Origin of the sequence: Methylosinus sp. R-45379 (genome assembly GCF_001644125.1) — a bacterium.
Classification (GTDB): domain Bacteria; phylum Pseudomonadota; class Alphaproteobacteria; order Rhizobiales; family Beijerinckiaceae; genus Methylosinus.
Genome location: NZ_LUUM01000255.1, coordinates 1 through 21,543, shown reverse-complemented (window position 1 = coordinate 21,543; position 21,543 = coordinate 1). Strand labels below are relative to the sequence as shown.

The following is a 21,543-nucleotide window of genomic DNA, read 5'->3' as shown; positions in this document are numbered from 1 at the left end:
GCCGAAAGCCGCGGCGCCCGCCGCCCCGGCAGAATGCGTCATGCGGCAATTTCCGGCAAAGAGCCGAGCTTTTCGGCGCGCGCGATTGACACGCCGCCGAGCGCGTAAGCTAATCGCCTGTCGCCGCTTTCCCGGCGTCGTTATGAGGAGGCGAAGCAGCTCCGTGTCGATCAAGGTCGCGCTCCACCATCTCACCCATTACAAATATGATCGGCCGGTCGCGCTCGGGCCGCAGGTGATCCGGCTGCGGCCCGCTCCGCATTGCCGCACCCGCGTGCCGAGCTATTCGCTCAAGATCGCGCCGGCCAATCATTTCATCAACTGGCAGCAGGACCCGCACGGCAATTGGCTGGCGCGCCTCGTCTTTCCGGAGAAGGCGGAGGAGTTCCGCATCGAGGTGGACCTCCATGCCGAGATCGCCGTCTACAATCCCTTCGACTTTTTCGTCGAGCCCTATGCAGAGACCTTCCCCTTCGCCTATCCGGAGGAGCTGCGGACCGAGCTCGCCTCCTGCCTCGAGGTGGAGCCGCTCGGGCCGCTGACCAAGGCGTTCGTGAACAGCGTGCGTCCGTCGCAGGCGATGGCGATCGTTCCCTTTCTCGTCGATCTCAACGCCAGGCTGCAGCGCGACATTCGCTATGTGATCCGCATGGAGCCCGGCGTGCAGACGCCGGACGAGACGCTCGCCGCCGGCACGGGCTCCTGCCGCGATTCGGCCTGGCTGCTCGTGCAGATATTCCGCAGCCTCGGCCTCGCGGCGCGTTTCGTCTCCGGCTATCTCATCCAATTGAAAGCGGATGTCGATCCGATCGAGGGTCCCAAGGGAACCGACCACGATTTCACCGATCTGCACGCCTGGGCCGAGGTCTATATCCCCGGCGCCGGCTGGATCGGCCTCGACGCCACCTCGGGCCTCTTCTGCGGCGAAGGTCATTTGCCGCTATGCAGCGCGCCGCATTATCGCTCGGCGGCGCCGCTCTCCGGCCTCGTCGAGCCGGCGGAGGTCCAGTTCGGCTTCGAGATGTGGGTGCAGCGCATTCGCGAGGCGCCGCGCATCACCGCGCCTTTCTCGGACGAAGCCTGGGCGCGTCTCGACGCGCTCGGCGAGAAGGTCGACGAGGATTTGCGGGCGCAAGACGTGCGCCTCACCATGGGCGGTGAGCCGACCTTCGTCTCCATCGACGATTTCCAGGCGCCGGAATGGACGATCGCCGCCGTCGGCCCCACCAAGAAGGCGCGCGCCGACGATCTCGTGCGCCGCCTGCAGCAACGCTTCGCCAAGGGCGGCTTCCTTCATTACGGGCAGGGCAAATGGTATCCGGGGGAGAGCCTGCCGCGCTGGGCCTTCGCCATCTATTGGCGCAAGGACGGCCTGCCCGTCTGGCGCGATCCCGAGCTCGCCGCCCGCATCGGCGCGTCCTCGGCGCCGACGGCGCAGCAGAGCGAGGCGTTCACCGTCGATCTCGCCGAGCGGCTCGGTCTCGAGCGGGGCTATGTGATCCCCGCCTATGAGGACCCCTCGCACTGGCTGCTGAAGGAGGGCGCGCTGCCCATCAATGTCGATCCGTTCGATTCGAAGATCGACGACGCCGAGGAGCGCGTCCGCATGTTGCGCGCCTTCGAGCGCGGCCTGGCCAATCCGGTGGGCTATGTTCTGCCGGTGCAGCGCTGGAACGCGCGCGCCGACCGGCGTCGTTGGGTCTCGGAGCGCTGGCCTTTGCGGCGCGGACGGCTCTTTCTGGCGCCGGGCGATTCGCCGATCGGCCTGCGCCTGCCGATCAGCTCGCTGCCCTGGGTGCCGCCGAGCGCCTATCCCTACTCCTATCCGCAGGACCCGACCGAGCCGCGCGGTCCGCTGCCGGACCCCGCCCTTTTCCGGAAGATCTACGAGAGCCGGGCGCTGCAGAACCGCCAGGAACTCCAGAAACGTCAGGAGCCGAAGGACCGCCAGGAGCCCAGCGAGCAGGTCATCGTCGAGGGCGCGGTGCGCACGGCGCTCGCCATCGAGCCGCGCGAGGGCGCGCTCTGCGTCTTCATGCCGCCGGTCGAAACGCTGGAGGGTTATCTCGAGCTGTTGACGGCGGTGGAGACGACGGCGAAGGCGATGGACCTTCCCATCCATATCGAGGGCTATCCGCCGCCCGTCGATCCGCGCCTCGAGGTCATCAAGGTGACGCCCGATCCCGGCGTCATCGAGGTGAACATCCATCCGGGCGACACATGGCGCGACGCCGTGGCGACGACGACCGGCCTCTATGAGGATGCGCGGCAGTCGCGGCTCACCGCCGACAAATTCCTCATCGACGGGCGCCAGACCGGCTCGGGCGGCGGCAATCATGTCGTGCTCGGCGGCCGGACGCCCTTCGATTCGCCCTTCCTGCGCCGTCCGGACATATTGAAGAGCCTCATGCTCTATTGGCAGCGCCATCCCGCGCTCTCCTATTTCTTCTCGGGCCTCTTCATCGGCCCGACCAGCCAGGCCCCGCGCGTGGACGAGGCGCGGCACGACGCGCTCTACGAGCTGGAGATCGCCATCTCCAATGTGCCGCCGGCGGGCGAAACGAATTTCCCGCCCTGGCTCGTCGATCGGCTGTTCCGCAATCTGCTCGTGGACGTCACCGGCAACACGCATCGCGCCGAAATCTGCATCGACAAGCTCTATTCGCCGGATGGGCCGACCGGCCGGCTCGGCCTCGTCGAGTTCCGCAGCTTCGAGATGCCGCCCGACGCGCGCATGAGCCTCGCGCAGCAATTGCTGCTGCGCGCGCTCGTCGCCTGGTTCTGGCGCGAGCCGCAGAGCGGCGGCTTCGTGCGCTGGGGCACGGCGCTGCACGACCGCTTCATGCTGCCGCATTTCGTTTGGCGCGATTTCCTCGACGTGCTCGGTGATCTGCAGGGGGCGGGCTACGCTTTCGAGCCGGAATGGTTCGAGGCGCAGAAGGAGTTCCGCTGCCCGCTCGCCGGACGCGTCGAGCATGGCGGAGTGGAGCTGGAAATCCGGCAGGCGCTGGAGCCCTGGAATGTGCTGGGTGAGGAAGGCGTCGCCGGCGGCACCGCGCGTTTCGTCGATTCCTCGGTGGAGCGCGTCGAGGTGAAGGCCAAGGGCTTCGTCCCCGGCCGGCATGTCATCGCCTGCAACGGCCGCCGTGTGCCGATGGCCAGCGCCGGCGCCTCGGGCGAGGCGGTCGCGGGCGTGCGCTTCAAGGCATGGCAGCCGCCCTCCGGCATGCACCCGACCATCCCCGATCACGCGCCTCTGACCTTCGATGTCATCGACAGCTGGAGCGAGCGCTCGTTAGGGGGCTGCGTCTATCACACGGCGCATCCGGGCGGTCGCAGCTACGACACTTTTCCGGTAAACTCGCATGAGGCGGAGGCTCGCAGGCTGTCGCGGTTCCAGGATCACGGCCATACGCCCGGCAGGGTGCGGCCGCCGCGCGAGGAGCCGGCGGGCGAGTTCCCGCTGACTTTGGACCTGCGGAGGAGTTGTGCCGGCTGAGCGGTTTATCGATGCGAGCACGGGAGAAGCGTCGCGTCGCGTCGCCTCCTGGATCGCCCGCTATGCGCCGCTGGACGGCGTGCCGGACGAGCTCGTCGGGCCGGACGGGCGCGTGCGCGCCCATTGGGCGAGCCTGCTCGACACGCTCGGGGGCCTCAGCCGCGAGGATATAGACGATCGCTTCGCCGCCGCCGGGCGGCGCATCCGCGACATGGGCGTCTCCTATCGCGTGCTCGGCGAGACCAAGGAGCGCACTTGGCCGTTGAGCCGGTTGCCGCTGCTGCTGCCGCAGGCCGAATGGCGGGAGATCGCCGCCGGCGTCGCCCAGCGCGCCGAGCTGCTCGACATGGTGCTGCGCGACGTCTATGGCGAGCAGCGCCTCGTCAAAGAAGGCGCGCTGCCGGCGGCGGTCGTCGCCGGCTCGCCCGATTATGTCCGCGCCATGAGCGGCGCGACTCCGCCCGGCGGCCGCTGGCTGCGCTTCTACGCCGCCGAGATCGGCCGGGGTCCGGACGGGCGCTGGTGGGTGCTGGGCGATCGCGCCCAGGCGCCCTCGGGCGCCGGCTATGCGCTGGAGAATCGGCTGGTGATGGCGCGCACCTTCCCGCGCCTCTACCGCGACATGAAGGTCGAGCGGCTCGCGCCTTTCTTCCGCGATTTCCGCGCCGCCCTCGCCAAGGCCGCGCAGCAGAAGGACCCGCGCATCTGCCTGCTGACGCCCGGCCCGTTCAGCGAATCCTATTCCGAGCAGGTGAGCCTCGCGCGCTATCTCGGCCTACTGCTGGTCGAGGGCGCCGATCTCGTCACCAGCGAGCGCAAGCTGCATGTGCGCACCATCGCCGGGCTGAAGCGCGTCGATGTGGTGTGGCGCAGGGTCGACGCCGATTGGTGCGATCCGCTGGAGCTGAACGCCGCCTCGCAGCTCGGCGTGCCGGGCCTGCTCGACACGATTCGTGAGGGCAATGTCACCATTGCCAACATGCCGGGCGCCGGCCTCATCGAATCGCGCGCTCTGCTCTCTTTCCTGCCGGCCATCGCGCGCCGGCTGCTCGGCGAGGATCTGCGCCTCGCCAATATCGCCACTTGGTGGTGCGGGCAGGACGAGGCCCGCGACGCCGTGCTCGGCTCGCTCGAGGACCGCGCCGTCGCCCCCGCCTTCGGCGAGCATCTCGCCGGCTTTCCCGGCCGCCGCGTGGCGCTAGGGGCCGAGTTCGACGCCGCCGAGCGGGCGCGTCTCACCGAGGCGATGCGCGCCCGCGGCATGGATTATGTCGGCCAGGAGGTCGTGCAGCTCTCCACGACGCCGGTCTGGAAGGATGGCGCGCTGGTTCCGCGCCCCTTCGCGCTGCGTGTCTTCGCCGCCGCCACGGCGGATGGCTGGCGCGTGATGCCGGGCGGTTTCTGCCGCGTGTCGGATCGTCTCGATGTGCGCGCCATCTCCATGGGGGCGGGCGCGCAATCGGCCGATGTCTGGGTGCTCGGCGATCGGCCGACCGGCAACTCCACTCTCCTGCCGACGAGCGACGACATAGAGATCGTCCGCATGGTCGGCGATCTGCCGAGCCGCGCCGCCGACAATCTCTTCTGGATGGGCCGCTATTTCGAGCGGGCCGAGGCGACGCTGCGGCTGGTGCGCTCGCTCTGCAATCGCCTGACCGAGGCGGACGCTCCCAATTACAGCGGCCGCCAGCCGATCGAGCGGCTGGAGCGCGTGCTGCTCGCCTGGGGCGCTGCGCCGACGCGCGACCCGCGCCTCTCGGCGGCCGAGCTCGCCCTCGCCGCCGCCAGCGGCGCCGAGACGGCAGGCTCCGCCCTCTCCATCGCCCGCGCGGCCAAGCACGCCGCCTCGATCGTGCGCGAGCGCCTGTCGCAGGATATTTGGCATCTCGTCCGCCTGCTGGAGGCGCGGCTCGACGATTTCTCGCACGGCCCGGCCTCGGAGCCGGAAGTGCTCGAGGGCGTCGAGCAATCGCTGCATATATTGGCGGCGCTCTCCGGCCTCATCGACGAGAATTTCAACCGCGTCGCCGGCTGGTGCTTTCTCGATCTCGGCAAGCGGGTCGAGCGGGCGATCAACGCCTGCCGCTTCTCCCGCCAATTCGCCGACGAGGGCGCGACCATCGACAGTCTCGACACTCTGCTCGAGCTGATCGATTCGCAGATCACCTATCGCTCCCGCTATCTCGCCGGCGCCGCTCTCGCGCCCGTGCTCGATATGGCTGTGCTCGATCCCTATAATCCGCGCTCGGTCGGCTTTCAGGTGGCCAAGATAGAGGAGCATCTCTCCTCTCTGCCGACGCTGCGTCACGACGGATTGCTGGAGGCGCCGCGCCGTCTCGCCGTGAAATTGCGCGCCGAGATAGAGGTGGCGAACGCCGCCGAGCTGGACGCCGCCAAAATCTTCACCCTGGAGCAGCGCTTGATGAGCCTTGCGGATGCGCTCGCCGCCCGCTACTTCCTCCAGGGCTCCAATGCGGCCCATTTCGAAGAGCCGATCCGGTTAGCGTGATCTACGACATCACCCATGTGACGACCTATAGCTACGAGGCGCCCGTCGCCGCGGCGCGCTGCGCTTTGCGCTTATTGCCGCGCGATGACGCCGGCCAGCGCGTCGTCTTCGGCCGCATCGACATCACGCCTGCGCCGCACGACTGGCGCGAGCGCGTCGATTTCTACGGCAATCGCGTCGCCGAGGCGCAGCTCGACGCCCCCCATGTGAAGCTCGGCATCGCAATGAGCGCGCGCGTGCGTGTCGAGCGCGCCGCCCCGCCCGCCGAGGCGCTGACGCCGCCTTGGGAGGTCGTCCGCCGCCAAGCGCTGGAGACGCCCTCGCTCGGCCCCGACGCGCCGGCGCATTTCATTTTTCCGAGCCGGCTCGCGCCGCTCTACGAGCCAGCGACGGCCTATGCGCGCGAGAGCTTTCCGCCCGGCCGGCCGATGCTGGCCGGCGCGGTCGAGCTGATGCGGCGCATCCATCGCGATTTTCTCTACGATCCGAACGCCACCCATGTCGCAATGCCGCTGGCGCGCGCCTTCGACAAGCGCAGCGGCGTCTGCCAGGATTTCACCCACATCATGATCGCGGCGCTGCGCGGGCTCGGCCTGCCGGCGGCCTATGTCAGCGGCTATATCCGCACCATTCCGGCGCCAGGGGCGGTGAAGCTCGAGGGGGCCGACGCCTCGCACGCCTGGATTTCCGTCTGGTGCGGGCGCGAGTTCGGCTGGCTCGGCGTCGATCCGACCAACGCCATTCTGGCTATGAACGATCATGTCGTCATCGCGCGAGGCCGCGATTACGCCGATGTCTCGCCGATCGACGGCGTCATTTTCGCCGCCGGCAAGCAGAAGCTCGATGTGCGCGTCAGCGTCACGCCGATAGAAGAGGTCGCCTGAGCAGGCGGTCGATCTTCGTCAGCTCGCAATGATGCAGCAGCAGCACCTCATTGGAGGCGGCGAGCTGCACTGCGCTCGCCGTATAGCCCTTGGTGGCGACGACTATGCCGCGCTCGGCCTCCTCATGGGCGATGGCGGCGACGATCTCCTGCACGGCCCTGTTGCCGACTGGCTTCGAATATTTCTTGCACTGGACGACGATCCTGCGGCCTCGCTTCTCCGCGACGATATCGACGCCCTGATCGCCGCTGAGCCGCGTGACCCGCGCGCTCCATCTCGCCTCGCGCAGCAGCGCCGCGCAGAAATGCTCGTAATCCTCCGGGCTCATCGCCTCGCTATATTGCGGAAAGGCGATCTCCTCATAGGCGAGCACGGCGAGATGCAATACGCCGACAAAAGCGAGCGCCATCGCCGCGGCGCCGGCGACATGCGGCCAGAGCGCGCCTGCGGCGGCGGTGAGGACGATGATAAAGGCGAGGCATCGTCTCTTTCTGCTGCGCGTCATCGCTTTCGAGATCGCCTTTCGCCCGGCCGAAAGGGGCGGCGCCGTGATGCAAGGGGAGAAAGGTTAATTTGCCGCGAAGAAGAGGCTCTTGCGGTTCCGAGACGATCGGGTGAAGACGCCCTCATCCTGAGGAGCCCGCGAAGCGGGCGTCTCGAAGGACGTGGGCGGCTTCATTGCGCTGTCTACTGGAGCCTCCCCCTCCCGCTTCGAGACGGCTCCTGCGGAGCCTCCTCAGCATGAGGGGAAGGGTTGCGCAGCGGTCTCGAACGCCCTGCGACCCTCTCGCTCTGGACATGACGCGTCATCCGAACCAAAGTGAGCCGGCTCCTGCACCGCACAAAGCCTTGGACGCCGCCTTGTCTTCCGCGCATCCTTTCATCGTCGCCCGCGATCCGCTCGCTCCGCCGCCGGGGCTCGAGGGGGCCGTTGTCGCCATCGGCAATTTCGACGGGCTGCATCGCGGCCATCGCGGCGTGATCGCCCATGCGCAGGCTCTGGCGCAAAAGCTCGGAAAGCCCTGCGCGCTGCTCACTTTCGAGCCGCATCCGGCCGATTGCTTCGCCGGCAAATCGATCATCTTCCGGCTGACGCCGCCGGACGCCAAGGCTGCGCTGCTCGCCCGCCTCGGCCTCGACGGCATGGTGATCCTCACCTTCGACAAGGACTTCGCCGCGCGTCCGCCGCAGGAGTTCACGCAGGAGATTCTCCGCAAGCGGCTCGGCGTCTCGGCGGCGGTGGCGGGCTATGATTTCTGCTTCGGCGCCAAGCGCGCCGGCAATCCCGAGTTTTTGCGCTCCGAGGGCGAGCGGCTGGGCTTCATCGTCGAGATCGTGCCGCGAATCACGCAGGACGAGGCCGGCAGCCTCGAGGCCGTCTCCTCCACCGCGACGCGCGAGGCGCTCGCCGCCGGCGACGTCGCGCTGGCGACGAAACTGCTCGGCCATCCTTATTTCGTCGAGGGCGTCGTGACCCGAGGCCGCCAGCTCGGCCGCACGCTGGGCTTTCCGACCGCCAATATCGCGCTCGACCCCTCTAACAAGCTGCGCCACGGCATTTACGCGGTGACGCTGGAGGCGGACGGCGTGGTGCGCGAGGGCGTCGCCAATTTCGGCCGCCGGCCCACGGTGGAGGCGGAGGGCGCGCCGCTGCTCGAGGTCTTCGTCTTCGATTTCGACGGGGATCTCTACGGCAAGACGGTGGAGGTCGCCTTCATCGGCTTCATTCGCGGCGAGGCGAAGTTCCCCTCGCTCGACGCGCTCACCGCGCAAATGCGGGACGACGCGGCGAAGGCGCGCGAGATTCTGGCCGCGAGACATACAGCCCCCTCATCCTGAGGCGCTTTTTGCGCAGCAAAAAGCCTCGAAGGATGATCCAGAAGGCGGGGCGTCCGACCCTTCGAGACGCCGGCTTCGCCGGCTCCTCAGGGTGAGGGGCTGGTCCTTATCGCCCTAGCAGAGCGGCGAGAATCGCTTCGAATTCTTGCCCGAGCGGGCCGGTCGCGGACGGCTTGCCAGCGCGCGCATACCAATAGGCGGCGTTGCCGAGATCGCCTTCCGCCCGATGCAGAAACGCATGCACCCACATGGCGTCCGCCTCGCCGGAGCTATCGACGCATTTATGCGCGCCGTCCCAATCGCCTTTGGCGTTTTTCCACAGCGCGAGCAGCGGCGGCGAGAGGGCAGGGGGCGTCTCTGCGGCGAGGGAGGCGTGGAATTGGGCTGGGGTCATGGGGCCGACGCGGGCTCCGGGCGCCGCTCCTGCGAAAGAGCGGAAGCCGGCTTGGGAAAGGCGGCGAACGCCACGATACATGCGGCGATTCCGCAAGCGGCGATAGCGGCGATCATCGGCAGTGCGGCGCCATTGGCCGTTGCGCCGACGATGAAGGACGCGAATGTTCCGGCGCCGAATTGAAGCGCTCCGAGCAGCGCCGAGGCCGTGCCGGAAATCGCGCCATAGGATTCGAGCGCCATGACGCTGCAAATGGGCATGACGACAGCCCTGGCGGCGATGATGATGAAGAGCGACACGGCGAGCATGGCGAGACTCGCGCCGCCGGCCATATCGACCGCCGCCAGCAAGACAGCCGTCGCCGCATAGATCACGACAGAGGCGCGCACGATCGTTTGCGGCTGGAAACGGCCCATCAGCCACGGCGCGGTCTGCGCGGCCGCCATCAGGCCGATGGAGTTGACGGCGAAGATAGCGCTATAGGCGGCGGGCGTCAGGCCATGCAGCGAAATGAAGACGAAGGACGAGCCGGCGAGATAGGCGAAAAATCCAGCCTGCGAGAATGCCGTCACCGCCACATAGGGGAGAAAGCGGCGGCTGGCGAGAAGATGCGCGTAGTTTCGCGCGGCGTCGAGCGGGCGGCTGGCGGCGCGAAGCTCTTCCATGCGCGTCTCCGGCAATGCGATCCACACGAGGACGAGATCGGCGACGCCGAACAGCGCCAGCGCGCCGAACAGAGCCTGCCATGGCGCGACGGCGATGATCGCCGAGCCCAATAGAGGCGCGAGAATCGGCGCGACGCCGAAGACGAGCATCATCATCGCGATGAGCTTGGCGGCCATCTGCCCCGTGTACCGGTCGCGCACGATGGCGAGGCCCATCACCATGCCGGCCGAGCCGCCGAGCCCATGGATGAAGCGCCAGGCGGCGAGCTGCTCGGCCGTTGCGGCGGTGATGCTGCCGATGGAGCCGATGATGAACAGCAGGAGCCCGGCATAGATGACCGGCTTGCGGCCGATGGAGTCGGAGATCGGGCCGTAGAAGAGCTGGCCGATCATGAGGCCGGCGAAGAAGGACATGAGGCTGAATTGCACCTGTCCTTCGCCGACATTCAGACTCGCCGCGATCTGCGGCATGGCCGGCAGATACATATCGATCGACAGCGGCCCAAGAGCGCCGAGCGCTCCGAGAATGGGCGCGATGCGCCTGGAAGATGTGTCTTGCATGAGTGGAGTTTCACCTGTTCGTTCGGCGCTCGTTTTGCGTTCGCGCCGGGTTCGAAGGCTCGAGGATTGGATCGAGCCGAAGTTTGAAGATGAAGGATCGTTCATATTTTGATCGATCTAAGATATATCTTTGTGTCGGCGGCGGTCAAGCCCTTCATTCGACCCCCTACCGCGGCGCCCCGAACGCCTGCTATCTCTCCGACATGACACTCATCTACAAGCTCCTCCCCGCTTCCCTCTGGCGTGAGGCCGAGGCGGCGGGCGTTTTCGCCGGCGCCGGGATCGATCTTGCCGACGGCTACATTCATTTCTCGACCAGCGCGCAGGTCGAGGAGACGGCGGCGCGTTACTTCAACGGCGTCGCCGATCTTCTGCTCGTCGCCGTGGAGGCCGAGCCTCTCGGCGACGCGCTGAAATTGGAGCCCTCGCGCGGCGGCGATCTCTTCCCGCACCTCTATGGAACTTTGCCCGTCGAGCGCGTCGCCAGAGTGGCGGCCCTGCCGATGCGCGAGGATGGCGGCCATGATTTCGCGGGGCTCCTCGAATGATCGAGGTTTTCTTCGGCGATCTCGCCACCGCGCTGTTCCGCCGCCTGCCGCCGGAGACGGCGCATCAGGCGACGATCGCGGCCTTGCAGCTGATGCCGGCGCCGAAGCCCCCGCGCGACGATCCGCGCCTCGCTGCGCGCGCCTTCGGCCTCGATTTTCCCAATCCGATCGGCCTCGCCGCCGGCTTCGACAAAAATGCCGAGGTTCCCGACGCCATGCTGGCCATGGGCTTCGGCTCTGCGGAGGTCGGCACGCTGACGCCGAAGCCGCAGGCCGGCAACGCCCGCCCGCGCGTGTTTCGGCTGGCCGAGGATCGCGGAATCGTCAATCGCTACGGCTTCAACAATGTCGGCCATACGCTCGCCTATGAGCGGCTGCTCGCCCGACGTTCGCGTGGCGGAATCGTCGGCGTCAACATCGGCGCCAATAAGGACGCCGCCGACCGCATCACCGATTATGAGCGCGGCATTGCGGCCTTCTCCGAGCTGGCGAGCTATTTCACCATCAATGTCTCCTCGCCCAACACGCCAGGCCTGCGCGATCTGCAGGAGAAGACGGCGCTCTCCGAGCTGTTGGCGCGGGTGCTCTCGGCGCGCGAGCGGGCCAGGCGCCGGCGCCCCGTATTGTTGAAGATCGCGCCGGATCTTTCGCTCGAGCAGCTCGACGATGTGGTGAGCGTCGCGCGCGCGCGAGAGATCGACGGAATGATCGTCTCCAACACCACTCTGGCGCGGCCGGAGAGTTTGGCCTCGCCTTTCGCGAGAGAGGCGGGCGGGCTCTCGGGCGCGCCGCTCTTCGATCTCTCGACGAAAATGCTCGCCGAGACCTTTTTGCGCGTCGAGGGGCAGTTTCCGCTCATCGGCGTCGGGGGCGTCGATTCGGCGGCGGCGGCGCTCGCCAAAATCGAGGCGGGGGCGAGCCTGGTGCAGCTCTATAGCGCGCTGGTCTATGAGGGGCCGGGGCTGGTCGGGCGCATCAAGAGCGGGATTTTGGAGACGCTGGAGCGCGAGGGCGTAGCGCTGGCGGCGCTCGTCGGGCGGCGGGCGCGCGCGAAATAGCGGGAGAGCGGGCCTTCCCGCGCCGACGGAGGCGAAGCATGTCGGACGACGATCCCTTCGATCTACGCCGTTTCATCGAGGCGCAGGCTCCCGTCATCGAGGCGGCGATGGCGGAGCTCGCCGCCGGGCGCAAGCGAACGCATTGGATGTGGTTCGTCTTTCCGCAGATCGAGGGGCTGGGCTCCAGCCCTATGGCGATGCGCTATGCGATCCGCTCGGCGGCGGAGGCGCGCGCGTTTCTCGCGCATGAGATTTTGGGCGAGAGGCTGCGCGCCTGCACGCGTCTGGTTCTCGCCGCAAAGCGTCCGCTCGCCGGGGTTTTCGGCGCGCCGGACGATCTCAAATTCAAATCCTCCATGACGCTCTTCGCCGAAGCGGCGCCGCAGGAAACGCTGTTCGCGGAAGCGATCGCGCGCTGCTGCGGCGGCGCGCGGGACGCGGCGACCTCGAGCCGCCTCGCTCAGTAAGCGGCGCGGCCTGCCACGGGGCGCGCGGGCGCACGGAGGGCGCCGTCCGCGCCGATCTCGATGATCGGGCAGGAATAGGGATGCGAGGGCTCGAAGGCGGGCTCGTCCTCGCCGGCGCGATGGACGGCGACGCAGGCGAGCAGCGCGCCGCTCGTCAGCAGGCCGGCCGCATCGAGATCAGCCATCGCCGCGCGCGGCGCGACGAGGCGCAGCGGGCCGAGCGCGTCGAGCGTCGCGAGGAAATCGGCGCCGTCGAAAGGCGCGAGGAAATGCAGCGCTGCGCCGGAGAGCAGCGCGGCGAGCGGCCCGGCGACGAGGCCGCCGATCGAGCCCGGGGAGACCAGCGACAGCAGAGGCGCCGAGCCATTGACATGCGCCTTGGCGATGAGGCCGAGGCCGCTGGAGACGAGTCCCGCCTGCTCGTGGAAATGTGGCGCGCCATATTGGTCCAGCGCGGCGATCAGCACTTTTTTGCCCGGCGCGGCGCGCGTCGAGGCGGACGAATCATTCTCGCTGCGCGAGCGCGGACCGAAATCGACTGCGCCGTCTATGGTTCCGTCGAGCGAGCCGATGAGCCTTATCGAAGGCGCTTGCGAGGCGACGCCGAAGACCAGCTCCTCGAGGCTCTCGCCGCCGATCGAGGCCGGCGCGATGAGCGCCGCTGCCGCGACGGCGCGCGCGCCCGCCGCCAGCGCGCCGACCGAGAGGCCGAGCGGCGCCGCCACGGGCTCGAGGCCGGCGGAGATGATTCCGATGAGCGCGATCAGAGTCGCGCTGGTCGGCGCGGCGAAGAGCATGATGCGCTCGCCGGGCTGAAAATCGAAGCTGCGCAGATCGGCGCGAAAGGCGGCGACGCGGCGGTCGAGCTCGGCGTGGTCGATCGCCGCGCCGGTCGAGGCGTCGGCGGCGGCGAGGCGCATGGGGCGCAGCCGCGCCGCGCCGGCGATCAGCGCGTCGAGGCCGAACATGGTCAGCGGATGCGCGCGGGAGAGCGCGCGGCCGGAACTATCGGCGAGCGTCACGGCTCCGTCCTCCACCAAGTTTCGAGCGTGGCGCCAAACAAGGGAGAGTAGCGGGGCAATTTCGACGGCCTCGCGATTTTCGTCGAGTGAGCGATCCATTGCGTCGAGGAGTGATAGAGCGGCACGATGTAAAAACCGGAGAGTAGCGCGCGGTCGTAGGCGCGCACGGCGGCGACGAAATCCTCGCGCCCGCGCGCAGACAGCAGCGCTGCGATGAGCGCGTCTATCGCCGGAGAGGAGGCTCCCGCGAGATTATAGGAGCCTTCTTGCGTGGCGCTTGCGGAGCCCCAGCGCATGCGCTGCTCATTGCCGGGCGAGGCGGAGGCGGTCCAGGTTCCGAACATCACGTCGAATTCGAACTTTTGCCGGCGACGCTGATATTGCACCTCGTCGACGAGGCGCACGCTCGCCGTCACGCCGATGCGCTGCAGCGAGGAGACGAAGAACAGAGCCAGACGCTCCTGATCGCGATTGGCGACCATGATCTCGAAGGAGAGGGGATCGCCGTTCTTCACCAGCCGATTGTCGACGAGCTTGTAGCCGGCCTCGCCGAGCAGCTCCAGCGCGCGGCGGGCGGGCTCGCGGTCGCGGCCGGTGCCGTCATGGACGGGCGGGCGCCAGCGCCCTTCCAGAATGTCCTCGCGCACGGCGCCGGGGAAGGGGGCGAGCAGCGCGCGCTCCGCCTCGCTCGCCGGGCGGCCGGTGGAGGCGAGCTCCGATTCGTCGAAGAAGCTCTTGGTGCGCGTGTAGAGGCCGGAATAGAGATTGGCGTTGATCCATTCGAAATCGAACATCAGGCCCAGCGCCTCGCGCAGCCGCGCGTCCTGGAACATCGGCCGCCGCGTGTTGAAGACGAAGCCTTCCATGCCTTTGGGGCCGGGGCTCGGCAGAGTCTCCACGGCGACGCGCCCGTCGCGCACGGCGGGGAAATCATAGCCGCTGGCCCAGCGCGTGGTGTTCGCCTCCTCGCGATAATCGACGACGCCGGCCTTGAAAGCCTCGAACAGAGAATTGGCGTCGCGGAAATAATTCACGTCGATCTGATCGAAACTATAGAGCCCGCGCTGCATGGGCAGGTCCTTGCCCCAATAGGCGGGATCGCGCTTCAGCACGAGCCGCGCGCCGGGCTCCACCTCCTCGACCACATAGGGGCCGGAGCCGATCGGCGGCTTCAGCGTGGCGTCGGTGAAATGCTCGACATCGGTCGCGTGCTTCGGCAGCACCGGCAAAAAGCCGAGGATCAGCGGCAGCTCGCGATCATTGGCGCCGGTGAGATCGAAGCTGATCGTCTGCGCGTCCGGCGTCTCGACGCGCTTCACCAGCCCATAGGCGCTGCGCTGCTGCGGGCGGCCCTTGGCCTTCAGCAGATCGAAGGAGAAGCGCACATCCGCCGAGGTCAGCGGCGCGCCATCGGAGAAGCGGGCGCGCGGGTCGAGACGAAAGGTCACATGCTCGCGCGAATCATCGACCTCGATCGAGCGCGCCAGCACGCCATAGACGGTGAAGGGCTCGTCCAGCGAGCGCGCCATCAGCCGCTGAATGACATTGCCCTCGAGCCCTTGCGCGGTGGAGCCGGCCTTGAGGTTGAAGGGATTGAGGCTGTCGAAGGCGCCCTGCAGGCCGATTCGCAGCCGTCCGCCCGGCTTGGCCTGCGGATCGGCATAGGGGAGATGATCGAAATCGGCCGGCAGAGCCGGCTCGCCATGCATGGCGAGGCCGTGGCTCTCGGCGGCGATGACGCTCGCGCCTTGCGCCCCTGCGAAGAACAAGGGGAAAAGCGTGGCGAGAATTGCGGCGCGAATCGCTCGAATCGTCATGGGTGGACCATATTCCAGGGCGGGTGGACCGGGACAAGACGTCTCCGACGGACTCGGGGTATTCACATATGTTCTTGGAAATACGAGGGCTGCATAGGCTTGGGCGTCTCGTCTCCCGGCGCGGGGCGGTCTCGCTCGAGGCTCGCGCAGGCCGCTGGAATTCGGCGCGTCGATTTTGTATGAGGCTAGCCGTCTACCTTTCGCCCCGTCCCAGGGCGAAGACCGAGGACGGGGAGGTAAGAGGCTCTTTCCTCGCGCGAATGACGCCCCGTGCGCCCACTCGATCGTGCACTACTCGAAAGGACGACTTATGCCAATTCAATTTCCGCGGATCGTCGCTGCGGTTCTGACGGGGGCTCTCCTCGTTTCGGCGGGCGTGGCGCAGGCTCAGCAGAAGCCGGCCCCAAGGCCCGCGGCTCCAGCCCCTGCCCCCACCGCTCCGGCGCAGCCGGGCGCGCCCGCGCAGCAGCAGGCTCCGCAAGGGCCGATCAAGGCCGATCTCGTCCCCGTGCAGCCGGAGTGGACCAAGGTCTGCGGCGCGGATCAGCAGTCGAAGAAGGAAATCTGCTACACGACGCGCGATTTCGGCGCTCAGGCCGATCAGCCTCTGCTGGCGCTCGCCGTCTATGACCCCAAGGGCGACGACAGCAAGATCATCCGTCTGCTGCTGCCGCCGGGCTTGCTGCTGAAGCCGGGCTTCCGCTTCGCCGTCGGCGCCGGCGCGCTGGACGCCGGCGAGTTCGAGATCTGCTTCCCCAATGGCTGCTTCGCGCAGGCCAAGGTCAAGACGGCGCTCATCGACCAGATGAAGAAAGCCGACAAGATGACCATAGTGGTCAAGAATCAGGTCAACAATGAAGTGACCTTCCTTCTGCCGCTGACGGGTTTCGGCAAGTCCTATGACGGCCCGCCCGTCGACCCCAAGGTGCTCGAGGAGCAGCAGAAGAAGCTGCAGGAAGAGCTGCAGAAGAAGGCCGACGAAGAGCGCAAGAAGCTCGAGAGCCAGCAGAAGCCGGCCGCGCCCGCCGGGAAGTGACATTCGCAGGCGCCGGCGTTTCGATCTCCCGATGGGGGCGAGCGCCGGGGCTCGTCCCCTCGGCCGTCATTGCGAGGAGCGCAGCGACGAAGCAATCCAGGGGCCGCCCAGCGGCTCTGGATTGCTTCGCTTCGCTCGCAATGACGGAAGTGGGTTCGAAATCGCGATGACGCCGTCACGCCCGGCAGGCCGCAGGCCCGACCGGGAATCCAGAGCAACGACGCCTCTCTAGCGGCCGTCTCTCAGTGCCGCTTGGCCGACTTCACGCGATAATAGCCGTCGGAGGAGCGCTCGAAGGTCTCCTCGACCTGCGGATGGCGCACCGGATCGCCGGAATTGTCGGGCAGGAGATTCTGTTCCGAGACATAGGCGACGTATTCCGTCTCCGAATTCTCGGCGAACAAATGGTAGAAGGGCTGGTCCTTGCGCGGCCGCACTTCCTCCGGAATGGACAGCCACCATTCTTCCGTATTGGCGAATTCGGGGTCGACATCGTAGATCACGCCGCGAAACGGATAGCGACGGTGCTTGACGACCTGCCCGATCGTGAATTTGGCGCTACATTCTCTCGTCATATCGATCGACGCCGTTGTTACGCTTCAAACCGACAGAAACGGTAGCGCAGCGCCGCCATTGGCGTCAACGCTGTAAAGCGCGGGCGGACGGCCGCCCGCGCGCAGCGCTCAGAAACCGTAGATCGCCGCATAATCCGGATCATTGGCGGCGACCTGACGGGCGAGATCGACGACGACCTTGCACTGTTTCCAGGTGGCGTCGTCCTGCATGCGGCCGTCGATCATCACCGCGCCGGTGCCGTCGGGCATCGCCTCCAGCACGCGGCGGGCGAAGGCCACTTCCGCCGGATCGGGCGAGAAGACGCGCTTGGCGATGGCGATCTGCGTCGGATGCAGCGACCAGGCGCCCGCGCAGCCGAGCAGGAAGGCGTTGCGGAACTGCGATTCGCAGGCAGGCGAATCGGAGAAATCGCCGAAGGGGCCATAAAACGCCTTAATGCCCGCCGAGGCGCAGGCGTCGACCATCTTGGCGATGGTGTAGTGCCACAAATCCTGCTGATAGGACGGGCGCAGGCCCTGGCCCGGATCGGCGTCCGCGAGCACGCGATAATCGGGATGGCCGCCGCCGACGCGCGTCGTCTTCATCGCGCGCGAGGCGGCGAGATCGGCCGGGCCGAGGCTGATGCCATGCATGCGCGGGCTCGCCGCGGCGATGGCGTCCACATTCTTCACGCCCTCGGCCGTCTCGAGAATTGCATGGATGAGAATGGGCTTGGTCACGCCATTGCGGGCTTCGAGCTGCGCGAGCAGCTGATCGAGATAATGAATGTCCCAGGGGCCTTCGACCTTGGGCAGCATCACCACATCGAGCTTATTGCCGACGGCGGCGACGATCTCGATCAGATCGTCGAGAATCCAGGGCGAGTTCAATGAATTGATGCGCGTCCACAGGCCGGTGGAGCCGAACTCCGTGGATTTCGCCATCTCGATGAAGCCTTTGCGGGCGGCTTCCTTGGCGTCGGCGGGAATGGCGTCCTCGAGATTGCCGAGCACCACGTCCACTTGGCGGACGAGCTCGGGCACCTTGGCGCGCAGCTTCTCCAAATGGGGCGGAACGAAATGGATCATCCGCTCGACCTTGACCGGAAGCTCACGCAAGGGCGCCGGCGCGCCAATGGCGAGCGGGCGATAGAATTGGTTGGGGAGTTTCATCGTGCGGCTCTTTCTCGTAAGGGAGTGGCCGCAGCGATAGCCGGTCTTTTCCGCGGAGGGAATAGGGCGCGCCTGCGCTCGCGTTCTCTCTAAGGCGCGGCTTTCGCCTCGATTTCCGCGAACCACTAATTTTCTTCTACATGACACAATCTGCGCTTGACGCGGCGGTAACGCGCCATTAGGTTCCGCCCACTTTCGACAGGCAGTAAGTTCACGTCGTTGCAAGCGCCGCGCTCGCAACCCTTCGAACTTAAACGCTGTCGGCCTCACCTGAGACTGCCAAGCAGTTGGTAATCATGGGGCGCGCGAGCGTCCTCCAGGAAGGCACGACCCCGGAAACGGGGTCCTCTGCATGAGGAGCGCCTTGGGCCGGAGGGCCGAGGGCGCTCAGCTCGCTTGCGTTCTAGCGAATGCGAGCGGGGTATCTATTATTCGCCAATTCGCCGGGCGCGCGAGGACGAGCGCTCAGGATCTGGAGCGAAGGAACTGGAATGCCGACGATCAGCCAGTTGATCCGCAAGCCGCGGCAACCGAAGACCTACCGCGAGAAGTCCCGCCATCTCGGGGCCTGCCCCCAGAAGCGCGGCGTCTGCACGCGCGTCTATACGACGACGCCGAAGAAGCCGAACTCGGCTCTCCGCAAGGTCGCCAAGGTGCGCCTGACCAATGGCTTCGAGGTCATCGGCTACATCCCCGGCGAGGGCCATAACCTCCAGGAGCACTCGGTGGTCATGATCCGCGGCGGCCGCGTGAAGGACCTTCCGGGCGTCCGCTATCACATTCTGCGCGGCGTGCTCGACACGCAGGGCGTCAAGGATCGTAAGCAGCGCCGTTCGAAATACGGCGCGAAGCGTCCGAAGTAAGGAGCGAGAGACATGTCGCGTCGCCATCGCGCCGAGAAGCGGGAAATCATCGAGGACGCCAAGTTCGGCGATTCCGTCGTCACCAAGTTCATGAACTCGATCATGTACGACGGCAAGAAGTCGGTCGCCGAGGCGATCGTCTACGGAGCCTTCGACATCATCGAGGCCAAGGCCAAGAGCGATCCTCTGCAGGTGTTCAAATCGGCGCTCGAGAATGTCGCGCCGGCCATCGAGGTTCGTTCGCGGCGCGTCGGCGGCGCCACCTATCAGGTGCCGGTCGAGGTTCGCAACGAGCGCCGTCAGGCGCTGGCGATCCGCTGGATCATCACGGCGGCGCGCGCCCGCAACGACAAGACGATGGTCGATCGTCTTTCGGCGGAGCTGCTCGACGCCTCCAACAACCGCGGCAATGCGGTGAAGAAGCGCGAGGACACGCACCGCATGGCGGAAGCGAACCGCGCCTTCTCGCACTATCGCTGGTAACCCTTTTCGTCGCCCTCTGATCGAGGACATCTCAAATGCCCCGTAGCCATCCCATCGAAGACTATCGCAACTTCGGCATCATGGCCCACATCGACGCGGGCAAGACGACGACGACGGAGCGTATTCTCTATTACTCCGGCAAGAGCCATAAGATCGGCGAGGTGCATGAAGGCGCCGCGACGATGGATTGGATGGAGCAGGAGCAAGAGCGCGGCATCACCATCACCTCCGCCGCGACGACGACCTTCTGGAACGGCAAGCGCCTGAACATCATCGACACGCCCGGCCACGTCGACTTCACCATCGAGGTGGAGCGTTCGCTGCGCGTGCTCGACGGCGCCGTCTGCGTTCTCGACGGCAATCAGGGCGTCGAGCCGCAGACCGAGACCGTGTGGCGTCAGGCCGACAAATATGCGGTTCCGCGCGTCGTCTTCGTCAATAAGATGGACAAGATCGGCGCCGATTTCTATCGCTGCGTCGACGATATTGTCACCAAGGTCGGCGGCAAGCCGGTCTGCCTGCAGCTGCCGATCGGCTCTGAGAATCTGTTCAAGGGCATTGTCGATCTGGTCCGCATGAAGGCGGTGGTCTGGGACGACGAGGGTCTCGGCGCGAAATATCACGACGAAGAGATCCCGGCCGATCTCGTCGAAAAGGCGAAAGAGTATCGCACCACGCTGATCGAGGCGGCGGTCGAGCTCGACGACGACGCCATGGCCGCCTATCTCGACGGCCAGGAGCCGAGCGAAGAGACGCTGAAGCGCCTCGTCCGCAAGGCTGTGCGTTATACCGCCTTCCATCCGGTGTTCTGCGGCTCGGCCTTCAAGAACAAGGGCGTGCAGCCTTTGCTCGACGCCGTTGTCGACTATCTGCCGTCGCCCGTCGATCGCGAGGCGATCAAGGGCGTCGATATGAACACGGGCGACGAGCTGGTGCGCAATCCGTCCGATAGCGAGCCGTTCTCCATGCTCGCCTTCAAGATCATGGACGACCCCTTCGTCGGCACCATCACCTTCTGCCGCGTCTATTCCGGCAAGATCGACTCGGGCACGACTGTGCTCAACTCGACCAAAGACAAGAAAGAGCGCGTCGGCCGCATGCTGCTGATGCACGCCAATAACCGCGAGGACATCAAGGAAGCCTATGCGGGCGACATCGTCGCTCTCGCTGGCCTCAAGGAGACCCGCACCGGCGACACGCTCTGCGACATGCTGAAGCCGGCGATTCTGGAGCGCATGGAGTTCCCGGAGCCGGTCATCGAGATCGCCATCGAGCCGAAGTCGAAGGCCGATCAGGAGAAGCTCGGCATCGCGCTCCAGAAGCTCGCCGCCGAGGACCCGTCCTTCCGCGTCTCGACCGATCAGGAGAGCGGCCAGACCATTCTGAAGGGAATGGGCGAGCTGCATCTCGACATCAAGGTCGATATTCTGAAGCGCACCTATAAGGTCGACGCCAATATCGGCGCGCCGCAGGTCGCTTATCGCGAGCGGCTGACGAAGCGCGTCGAGATCGACTACACGCATAAGAAGCAGACCGGCGGCACGGGCCAGTTCGCCCGCGTCATCATTATTTTCGAGCCGAACGAAGCCGGCGCCGGCAATGTCTTCGAGTCGAAGATCGTCGGCGGCTCGGTGCCGAAGGAATATATCCCCGGCGTCGAGAAGGGCATCAACAGCGTGATGGGATCCGGCATTCTCGCGGGCTTCCCGGTCGTCGATGTCAAGGCGACGCTGATCGACGGCGGCTTCCACGACGTCGACTCGTCGGTGCTCGCCTTCGAAATCGCTTCGCGCGCCGCCTTCCGCGACGCGCTGCAGAAGGGCGGCTCGGTGCTGCTCGAGCCGATCATGAAGGTCGAGGTGGTGACGCCCGAGGAATATACGGGCTCGGTCATCGGCGACATCAACTCGCGGCGCGGGCAGATCCAGGGTCAGGACATGCGCGGCAATGCGGTCGTCGTCGATGCGATGGTGCCGCTCGCCAATATGTTCGGCTATGTCAATCAGCTGCGTTCCTTCACCCAGGGACGCGCGAACTACACGATGCAATTCGACCACTACGACCAGGTCCCCGAGGCGGAGTCGAAGAAGGTTCAGGCGAAATACGCCTGATCGTCTCAACGTCGCGGAATCAGTCTCTAAAGGAGTGTGGCCATGGCCAAGGAAAAATTC

General features: G+C 66.6%; 18 protein-coding genes. 11 read left to right on the top strand and 7 right to left on the bottom strand.

What is annotated here, in order from left to right:
- Positions 1–163 precede the first annotated feature (163 nt).
- The 3 genes from A1351_RS13295 to A1351_RS13285 are packed head-to-tail and all read left to right on the top strand — an operon-like array spanning position 164 to position 6,892.
- Positions 164–3,499 carry a DUF2126 domain-containing protein gene (locus tag A1351_RS13295; RefSeq protein ID WP_064033205.1) on the top strand — a complete coding sequence of 1,112 codons (3,336 nt, stop codon included), beginning with the start codon at positions 164–166 and terminating at the stop codon, positions 3,497–3,499.
- Positions 3,489–6,008, top strand: a complete 2,520-nt coding sequence (locus A1351_RS13290) for a circularly permuted type 2 ATP-grasp protein (protein ID WP_064033204.1) — start codon at positions 3,489–3,491, stop codon at positions 6,006–6,008. Before A1351_RS13295 ends, A1351_RS13290 begins: the two co-directional genes overlap by 11 nt.
- Positions 6,005–6,892, top strand: a complete 888-nt coding sequence (locus A1351_RS13285; RefSeq protein WP_024881025.1) for a transglutaminase family protein — start codon at positions 6,005–6,007, stop codon at positions 6,890–6,892. Before A1351_RS13290 ends, A1351_RS13285 begins: the two co-directional genes overlap by 4 nt.
- Here the strand turns inward: A1351_RS13285 and A1351_RS13280 are convergent.
- The gene (locus A1351_RS13280) at positions 6,867–7,397 is read right to left on the bottom strand and encodes a restriction endonuclease (protein ID WP_024881024.1); all 531 of its coding nucleotides are present in this window, start codon (positions 7,395–7,397) and stop codon (positions 6,867–6,869) included. The genes A1351_RS13285 and A1351_RS13280 overlap by 26 nt on opposite strands.
- A gap of 344 nt (positions 7,398–7,741) precedes the next feature.
- On the opposite strand from A1351_RS13280, the gene A1351_RS13275 reads away from it, so the two are divergent.
- Positions 7,742–8,731, top strand: a complete 990-nt coding sequence (locus A1351_RS13275) for a bifunctional riboflavin kinase/FAD synthetase (RefSeq protein ID WP_024881023.1) — start codon at positions 7,742–7,744, stop codon at positions 8,729–8,731.
- A 106-nt stretch (positions 8,732–8,837) separates the two neighbouring features.
- Here the strand turns inward: A1351_RS13275 and A1351_RS13270 are convergent, their stop codons facing one another.
- Together A1351_RS13270 and A1351_RS13265 are read right to left on the bottom strand one after the other, a co-directional pair.
- Positions 8,838–9,125, bottom strand: coding sequence for a hypothetical protein (locus A1351_RS13270; RefSeq protein WP_024881022.1), 288 nt, complete (start codon positions 9,123–9,125; stop codon positions 8,838–8,840).
- A complete protein-coding gene (locus tag A1351_RS13265; protein WP_024881021.1) occupies positions 9,122–10,351 on the bottom strand; it encodes a multidrug effflux MFS transporter in 1,230 nt (409 codons plus the stop codon). The genes A1351_RS13270 and A1351_RS13265 overlap by 4 nt, the downstream gene beginning before the upstream one ends.
- Before the next feature lie 203 nt (positions 10,352–10,554).
- Here A1351_RS13265 and A1351_RS13260 point away from each other — a divergent pair, with 203 nt between their 5' ends.
- From A1351_RS13260 to A1351_RS13250, 3 genes are read left to right on the top strand one after another with little or no spacing between them, the layout of a single operon-like run.
- Positions 10,555–10,899: a DUF952 domain-containing protein gene (locus tag A1351_RS13260; RefSeq protein ID WP_024881020.1), complete on the top strand. Its 345-nt coding sequence runs from the start codon at positions 10,555–10,557 to the stop codon at positions 10,897–10,899.
- Positions 10,896–11,957, top strand: coding sequence for a quinone-dependent dihydroorotate dehydrogenase (locus A1351_RS13255; protein ID WP_064033203.1), 1,062 nt, complete (start codon positions 10,896–10,898; stop codon positions 11,955–11,957). Before A1351_RS13260 ends, A1351_RS13255 begins: the two co-directional genes overlap by 4 nt.
- A gap of 38 nt (positions 11,958–11,995) precedes the next feature.
- Positions 11,996–12,424 (top strand): DUF1810 domain-containing protein, encoded by a 429-nt coding sequence (locus A1351_RS13250; RefSeq protein WP_024881018.1) that lies wholly within the window; start codon positions 11,996–11,998, stop codon positions 12,422–12,424.
- On the opposite strand, the gene A1351_RS13245 is transcribed toward A1351_RS13250, so the two are convergent.
- Positions 12,418–13,446, bottom strand: coding sequence for an AMP-dependent synthetase (locus A1351_RS13245; RefSeq protein ID WP_245267391.1), 1,029 nt, complete (start codon positions 13,444–13,446; stop codon positions 12,418–12,420). The two genes, A1351_RS13250 and A1351_RS13245, sit on opposite strands and share 7 nt — an antisense overlap.
- Positions 13,443–15,263, bottom strand: coding sequence for an extracellular solute-binding protein (locus A1351_RS13240; protein ID WP_064033202.1), 1,821 nt, complete (start codon positions 15,261–15,263; stop codon positions 13,443–13,445). The genes A1351_RS13245 and A1351_RS13240 overlap by 4 nt, the downstream gene beginning before the upstream one ends.
- A 310-nt stretch (positions 15,264–15,573) precedes the next feature.
- Here A1351_RS13240 and A1351_RS13235 point away from each other — a divergent pair, with 310 nt between their 5' ends.
- Positions 15,574–16,299, top strand: coding sequence for an invasion associated locus B family protein (locus A1351_RS13235; protein ID WP_024881015.1), 726 nt, complete (start codon positions 15,574–15,576; stop codon positions 16,297–16,299).
- Positions 16,300–16,541: 242 nt separating this feature from the next.
- Here A1351_RS13235 and hspQ read toward each other — a convergent pair whose 3' ends face one another.
- Positions 16,542–16,874 (bottom strand): heat shock protein HspQ, encoded by a 333-nt coding sequence (gene hspQ, locus A1351_RS13230; protein WP_024881014.1) that lies wholly within the window; start codon positions 16,872–16,874, stop codon positions 16,542–16,544.
- Positions 16,875–16,982: 108 nt separating this feature from the next.
- A complete protein-coding gene (locus A1351_RS13225) occupies positions 16,983–18,026 on the bottom strand; it encodes a CoA ester lyase (protein WP_026599372.1) in 1,044 nt (347 codons plus the stop codon).
- Between the two features lie 491 nt (positions 18,027–18,517).
- Here A1351_RS13225 and rpsL point away from each other — a divergent pair, with 491 nt between their 5' ends.
- Genes rpsL through fusA form a run of 3 tightly spaced genes read left to right on the top strand, consistent with a single transcriptional unit; the run spans position 18,518 to position 21,483 of the window.
- On the top strand, positions 18,518–18,889 hold the full coding sequence (rpsL, locus tag A1351_RS13220; protein ID WP_003610013.1) for a 30S ribosomal protein S12: 372 nt from the start codon (positions 18,518–18,520) through the stop codon (positions 18,887–18,889).
- Between the two features lie 12 nt (positions 18,890–18,901).
- On the top strand, positions 18,902–19,372 hold the full coding sequence (gene rpsG, locus A1351_RS13215; RefSeq protein ID WP_018266642.1) for a 30S ribosomal protein S7: 471 nt from the start codon (positions 18,902–18,904) through the stop codon (positions 19,370–19,372).
- A 35-nt stretch (positions 19,373–19,407) separates the two neighbouring features.
- Positions 19,408–21,483, top strand: coding sequence for an elongation factor G (gene fusA, locus A1351_RS13210; RefSeq protein WP_026599371.1), 2,076 nt, complete (start codon positions 19,408–19,410; stop codon positions 21,481–21,483).
- Positions 21,484–21,543: the final 60 nt, after the last annotated feature.